The sequence below is a fragment of the Dietzia sp. Cai40 genome (assembly GCF_014145165.1).
In the GTDB taxonomy this organism is placed as follows: Bacteria; Actinomycetota; Actinomycetes; order Mycobacteriales; family Mycobacteriaceae; genus Dietzia; species Dietzia natronolimnaea.
Map to the genome: position 1 here is coordinate 1 of NZ_JAALEB010000377.1, position 6,629 is coordinate 6,629.

Below are 6,629 nucleotides of genomic sequence, written 5' to 3' on the forward strand. Positions count from 1 at the left end.
CGCCCGGGACGGGCAAGACGACGCTGGCCAACCTCGTGGCCACGTCGTCCGGCCGACACTTCGTGGCCCTGTCCGCCCTGAGCGCCGGGGTCAAGGACGTCCGGGCGGTGATCGAGGACGCGCGGACACGCCAGATCCACGGCCGGCGCACCGTGTTGTTCATCGACGAGGTCCACCGGTTCTCGAAGAGCCAGCAGGACGCGCTCCTCGCCGCGGTGGAGAACGGCATCGTGCTCCTGGTGGCCGCGACCACGGAGAACCCGCACTTCTCGGTGATCGCTCCGCTGCTGAGTCGTTCCCTCATCGCCGAACTGCAGGGGTTGGACCAGGCGGGGGTGGCCACGGTGATCCGGCGCGCCGTGTCGGACGACCGGGGTTACGCGGGGGCGCTCGAGGTGACCGACGCCGCGGTGGAGGACATCGTCCGGCTCTCCGGCGGGGACGCACGGCGGAGCCTGACGATCCTCGAGGCCGCCGCGGGGGCCGCCGAGGACGACGTGGTGACCCCGGAGACGGTCGAGCTGAGCCTGGACGCGGCACCGGTCCGCTATGACCGTGACGGGGATCAGCACTACGACGTCACGAGCGCGTTCATCAAATCGATCCGCGGGTCGGACGCCGACGCGGCTCTGCACTACCTCGCGCGGATGCTGGTGGCGGGGGAGGACCCCCGGTTCATCGCCCGGCGCCTGGTGGTGCACGCGAGCGAGGACATCGGGATGGCGGATCCCACCGCACTGCTCGCCGCGTCCGCGGCGGCGGAGGTCGTGCAGAAGGTGGGGCTGCCCGAATGCCGGCTCGCCCTGGCCCAGGCCACCATCCATCTGGCGACCGCGCCCAAGTCCAACTCGGTGATCTCCGCGATAGACGCGGCGATGGCGGATGTCCGCGCCGGGGGAGTCGGTGAGGTCCCCCGTCACCTCCGGGACGGTCACTACGCCGGGGCCAAGGGGCTGGGCAACGGAGTCGGCTACCTCTACGCGCACCAGTCCCCGGCCGGGGTGGTCACACAGCAGTACCCTCCCGACGAGCTCGTGGGTCGGGACTACTACGCGCCCGCCGGCCACGGACACGAACGAGAACTGGCCGCCAGGCTGACCCGGCTGCGAACGATCGTCCGGGGGAAGACCTAGCCGCCCCCGCCCGGATATGTGAAACTCATGAGGCCTGTATGAACACGAGCAACATCCAGGTATCCATGGACGCAAGCACTCTCGGAGGAATCATGAGCGGAATCGCCAGCATCTTCTCGACCCTGGTCGGCGTGGCCACCTCGGTCGGCGTGTGGGGGACCGGCGCGCACAGCCTGGGGCTGCTTCCCCAGGAGGCGTTCATCACCGCGGCCAACTTCGGCATCATCCTGCCCCCGATGCCGCGCTGACACACCACCTCTTCTCGAGCCGGTCCACGGGCACGGGCCCCGCACGCGGGGTCCGTGCCCGTGTCGTCTGCGGGCTCCCGCGGTCCGTTCCTCGATCCCCGGGGGCGCGCCGGTAGGCTGGGCAGTCGTCCGACCACCTCCGTAGACCACCAGTGAGGCCCCCTGTGCAGACCCATGAGATCCGGCGCCGATTCCTCGACCACTTCGTCAGGGCCGGTCACGCCGAGGTCCCCAGCGCATCACTGGTCCTGGACGACCCGAACCTGTTGTTCGTCAACGCCGGGATGGTCCCCTTCAAGCCCTACTTCCTCGGCCAGGAGACCCCGGAGCACGCCACCGCGACCTCCATCCAGAAGTGCGTGCGCACCCTCGACATCGAGGAGGTGGGCATCACCACGCGCCACAACACCTTCTTCCAGATGGCGGGCAACTTCTCGTTCGGCGACTACTTCAAGGAGGGGGCGATCCGCCACGCGTGGTCGCTGCTCACCTCGTCCCTGGACGACGGGGGTTTCGGTATCGACCCGGGGCTGCTGTGGGTCACCGTGTATCTCGACGACGACGAGGCCTACGGCATCTGGCGCGACGTGGTCGGCATCCCCGAGGGTCGCATCCAACGCCGCGGCATGGCGGACAACTACTGGTCCATGGGCGTCCCCGGGCCCTGCGGTCCGTGCTCTGAGATCTTCTACGATCGCGGACCGGAGTACGGGGTCGAGGGCGGACCGGAGGCGGACGAGGACCGCTACATCGAGATCTGGAACCTCGTGTTCATGCAGAACGAGCGCGGTGAGGGCACCGGCAAGGACGCGTTCGAGATCCTGGGCCCGCTACCCAAGCAGAACATCGACACCGGGATGGGGATCGAGCGCGTCGCGTTCCTGCTCCAGGACGTCGAGAACGTCTACGAGACCGATCTGCTCCGCCCGGTGATCGACACCGCCGAGCGGCTCTCCGGCACCAGGTACGGGGTGGACAACGCCTCCGACGTCCGCTTCCGGGTGATCGCGGACCACGCGCGGACGGCGTACATGCTCATCTCCGACGGCGTGACCCCCGGCAACGAGGGGCGCGGGTACATCCTGAGGCGGCTGCTGCGGCGCATCGTCCGGTCCGTCCGACTCCTGGGCGCGACCGGTGACACGATGGCCGAGTTCATGGCCACCGTGAAGGAGGCGATCGGCCCGTCCTTCCCCGAGACGATCGCCGGCTACGAGCGCATCGAGCGCATCGCCGTGGCCGAGGAGGTCGCCTTCCTCAAGACCCTCGAGTCGGGAACCCAACTCTTCGAGCGTGCCGCCGAGGACGCCAGGGCCTCCGGCGCGGCGGTGCTCACCGGCCGCCAGGCGTTCGCCCTGCACGACACGCACGGTTTCCCGATCGACCTCACCCTCGAGATGGCCTCCGAGGCCGGACTGCAGGTCGACGAGGAGGGCTTCCGCTCCCTCATGTCCGAGCAGCGCGCCAGGGCCAAGGCCGACTCGCGGTCCAAGAAGCACGCCCACGCCGACCTGTCGGTGTACCGCGACTTCCTCGACGCCGGTGAGACCGTCTTCACCGGCTTCACCGAACTCACCGACGAGTCCACCCTCCTGGGCATCGTCTCCGGCGGAGAGGCCGTCCACGTCGCGCGCGAGGGAGACGCGGTGGAGTTCGTGCTCGACCGCACACCGTTCTACGCCGAGTCCGGTGGCCAGCTCGGTGACCGCGGGATGATCTCCACCGCTGGTTTCCAGATGCAGGTCGACGACGTGCAGAAGATCGGGAAGAAGCTCTGGATCCACAAGGGCGTCCTCACGGGCGGCGAGGTCGAGGCCGGCCAGCTCGTCACCGCGGCCGTCGACCCGGAGTGGCGCAAGGGGGCCACTCAGGGCCACTCGGCCACCCACCTCGTGCACGCCGCACTTCGTCAGATCCTCGGACCGGAGGCCGTCCAGGCCGGCTCGCTCAACAAGCCGGGGTACATGCGGTTCGACTTCAACTGGTCGGGTTCCATCCCGGCGGACGTCCTCGCGCAGGTCGAGGAGATCACCAACGCCGCCGTCGACGCCGACTACGGCGTGAACACGATCGAGACCAGCCTCGACGAGGCCCGGCGGATGGGCGCGATGGCGTTGTTCGGGGAGAACTACGGGTCGTTGGTCCGGGTGGTGGAGATCGGCGGACCGTTCTCGATGGAACTGTGCGGAGGCACCCACGTGTCCAGTTCCGCGCAGATCGGCCCGGTGAGTCTGCTGGGCGAGGCCTCGGTCGGATCGGGTATCCGGCGCGTGGAGGCGTACGTCGGGATGGACGCCTACCGGCACCAGGCCCGTGAGCGCGCTCTCGTGTCGGGCCTGGCCACCTCGCTCAAGGCGCCCGCCGACGAACTGCCCGACCGGGTGGCCGCGCTGACCGCGAAGCTGCGGGAGGCTGAGAAGGCACTGGAGTCGATGCGTGCCGCCCAGCTCGCCTCGCGGGCCGGGGACCTGCTCTCGGCGGCCGAGGACCTCGACGGGATCCGGGTGCTCGCCCACGACGTCCCGGGGGGAGCGGCGGGCGACCTGCGTACCCTCGCGTCCGACCTCAAGGGCCGACTCGGTGGGGATGCCGGTGTCATCTTCCTCACCGCCGGGGGCTCGGAGAAGGTGCCGTTCGTCATCGCGGTGAGCCCCGCCGCCCAGGAGCGCGGCCTCCGCGCGGGCGATCTGGTCAGGGCCATCTCGCCGGCGCTCGGGGCGAGGGGCGGCGGCAAGCCGGACATGGCGCAGGGGGCGGGCACCGATCCGTCCGGGATCGACGCGGCCGTGTCCGCGCTGCGCGCCGCCGTGCGGGATGCCGGGTGACGGGACCGGACCCCGACGTCCACGGGTGGACCCGTGGTCGGCGGCTCGGCCTGGACGTGGGGACGGCACGGATCGGGGTCGCCTCCTGCGATCCCGACGGGATCCTCGCGACACCTGTCGAGACGATCCGCGTCACCAGCGGTGATCCCGAGTGGACGTCGGAGGTGAGACGCCTGGGGGACCTCGTCGAGGAGTACGACGCCGTCGGCGTGATCGTGGGGCTGCCCACCTCACTGAAGGGTCGGGACACCGCCTCCACGGCGATGGCGCGGTCGTTCGTGGCAGCGCTCTCCGTCGCCTCTCCCGACCTCGATGTCGAGTTCGTGGACGAGCGACTCACCACGGTGACGGCGGGAGCGGCGCTCCACGGCGCGGGCCGGAACACCCGGCAGCAGCGGGGCGTGATCGACCAGGCCGCCGCCGTGGTGCTCCTGCAGGCGTGGCTCGACTCGCGGCGCGCCCGCCGATGATGGGCGTGTCGACCGGCGCGGCTGGATAAACTGCCCGTCAAGCATGATGCTGTCCGGCGGGCAGCTCCCTGAACCCCTGGCTAAGGAGCACGATGTCTGCGGCACGAGGACGCTCACGAACGAGTGGCACCACCCGGTTCATTCTCCTTGCGGCCGTGGTCGGGGTGGTCCTGGCCTTCGCCGTGATGGTCTACCGCAACGCGGGCAACGAGGTCTCCGCCGCGCCCGACTTCGAGGGCGAGGGCTCCGGCAACGCGCTGTTGCACGTCGAGCCCGGGGACACCCTGGGGGTCGTCGGTGACCGCTTGTACGACATCGGCACCGTGGCCAGCACCCGGGCCTTCACAGGTGCGGCGGCCGGGACGTCGGTCGAGGGTATCCAGCCGGGGTACTACCAGGTCCGGGAGGAGATGAGCGCCGCGTCGGCGGTGGAGGCCCTGGCCGATCCCCGGAACAGGGTCGGTTTCATGGACGTCAAGCCCGGCGGGCGGCTGCTCGACACCGTGGTCGTCGGCGGCGGTACCGAGAAGGGCATCTTCACCCTGATCGCGGACGCGACCTGTCTCCGGGACCTGGACGACCCCGAGGCCCCACCCACCTGCCGCCAGCCGCAGGAGATCGTCGACGCGGCCGTGCAGGCCGACCCCACCGAACTCGGGGTGCCCGACTGGGCGATCAACGAGGTCCGGGGCGCCCCGGACCCGGTTCGACGTCTCGAGGGCCTGATCGCGCCCGGGGTCCACAACGTCAGCCCGCAGTCGGAGCCCCTGGAGATCCTGCGGCAGCTGATCGACTCGTCGACCGACGCCTACGACGCCACCGGTCTCGTCCCCTCGGCCGAGAGGATCGGGTTGACGCCGTACCAGGTGGTCACCGCGGCGTCCCTGGTGGAGAAGGAGGGCACGCTGGAGGACTTCGACAAGATCGCCCGGGTGATCCTCAACCGGCTCGACGAGCCGATGCGCCTCCAGTTCGACTCGACGGTCAACTACGCCCTCGCCGACCAGGAGATCGCCACCACCGACGCCGATCGTGCGGCGGTCACGCCGTGGAACACCTACGCCATGGACGGACTGCCCTACGGTCCGATCGGATCTCCCGGGCTCGATGCACTCCGGGCGATGGAGAACCCTGCCGAGGGCCGGTGGAAGTACTTCGTCACCGTCGACATGCAGGGCACCACCCGCTTCGCCGACGAGTACCCGGAGCACGAGCGGTACCAGAGCGAGGCGATAGCCAACGGGGTCCTGTCCAGTGGGCGTTAGCACCGCGGGCGCCGGTCCGGCCGGCGCTGGTCCGGGTGGCGCCGGTTCGGGTGACGCCGGTTCGGGTGGCGCTGCCTCCGACGGCCTCGCGGACACGTCACCCCGCTCCGCGGCGGTGTTGGGTCATCCTGTCGACCACTCTCTCTCCCCGGTTCTGCACGGTGCGGCGTACCGGGCGCTCGGCCTCGACGGATGGACCTACGAGCGGATCGACTGCGATGCCGAACGTCTGGCCTCCGTGGTCGACTCCTCGCCGGGACACCGGGTGGGCTACTCGGTGACGATGCCGGGCAAGTTCGCCGCGCTCGGGTACGCGACCGAGGTCAGCGATCGCGCCCGGATCGTCGGCAGTGCCAACACCCTGGTCCGGCGGGGGGACGGCTGGTTCGCCGACTGCACCGATGTGGACGGGGTGACCGGAGCACTCGCCGAGTTCGACGGACTGCCCACGGAGCCGACGGCGGTCGTCCTGGGGGTCGGCGGGACGGCGCGGCCGGTGCTGGCCGGGCTCGCCGAGGCCGGAGCGACGCGCGTGGTGTTGGCGTCCCGCCGCGACAACGCCGGACCCGCGGCCGCGTGCGGGCGGGCTCTCGGCCTGGAGATCCGCACCGTCCTGCTGTCCGATGAATCCCTGGCGGATGAGATCTCGCGGGCGGACATCCTCGTCAACACCGTCCCCGAGCCGGGG

At 70.5% G+C, this 6,629-nt stretch carries 6 protein-coding genes; all 6 read left to right on the forward strand.

The window, feature by feature from the left end:
* Positions 1-1,133, forward strand: a 1,133-nt coding sequence (locus G6022_RS13800) for a replication-associated recombination protein A (protein WP_182691791.1), incomplete at its 5' end; no start/stop codon positions are given.
* 38 nt (positions 1,134-1,171) lie between these two features.
* Entirely contained in the window at positions 1,172-1,381 is a 210-nt protein-coding gene (locus tag G6022_RS13805) for a hypothetical protein (protein ID WP_182638762.1), read from the forward strand.
* A 164-nt stretch (positions 1,382-1,545) separates the two neighbouring features.
* Positions 1,546-4,206, forward strand: coding sequence for an alanine--tRNA ligase (alaS, locus tag G6022_RS13810; RefSeq protein WP_182691793.1), 2,661 nt, complete (start codon positions 1,546-1,548; stop codon positions 4,204-4,206).
* Positions 4,203-4,676 carry a Holliday junction resolvase RuvX gene (ruvX, locus tag G6022_RS13815; protein ID WP_182691795.1) on the forward strand — a complete coding sequence of 158 codons (474 nt, stop codon included), beginning with the start codon at positions 4,203-4,205 and terminating at the stop codon, positions 4,674-4,676. The genes alaS and ruvX overlap by 4 nt, the downstream gene beginning before the upstream one ends.
* Before the next feature lie 155 nt (positions 4,677-4,831).
* Positions 4,832-5,941 carry an endolytic transglycosylase MltG gene (locus G6022_RS13820; RefSeq protein WP_347237839.1) on the forward strand — a complete coding sequence of 370 codons (1,110 nt, stop codon included), beginning with the start codon at positions 4,832-4,834 and terminating at the stop codon, positions 5,939-5,941.
* Positions 5,931-6,629 (forward strand): hypothetical protein (locus tag G6022_RS13825; protein WP_347238187.1); only part of this gene is annotated, 699 nt, incomplete at its 3' end. The genes G6022_RS13820 and G6022_RS13825, both read left to right, overlap by 11 nt.

Bases quoted from the DNA above. Each gene is read 5' to 3' on its own strand.
- G6022_RS13805 (WP_182638762.1), top strand. From the start codon at position 1,172: ATGAACACGAGCAACATCCAGGTATCCATGGACGCAAGCACTCTCGGA.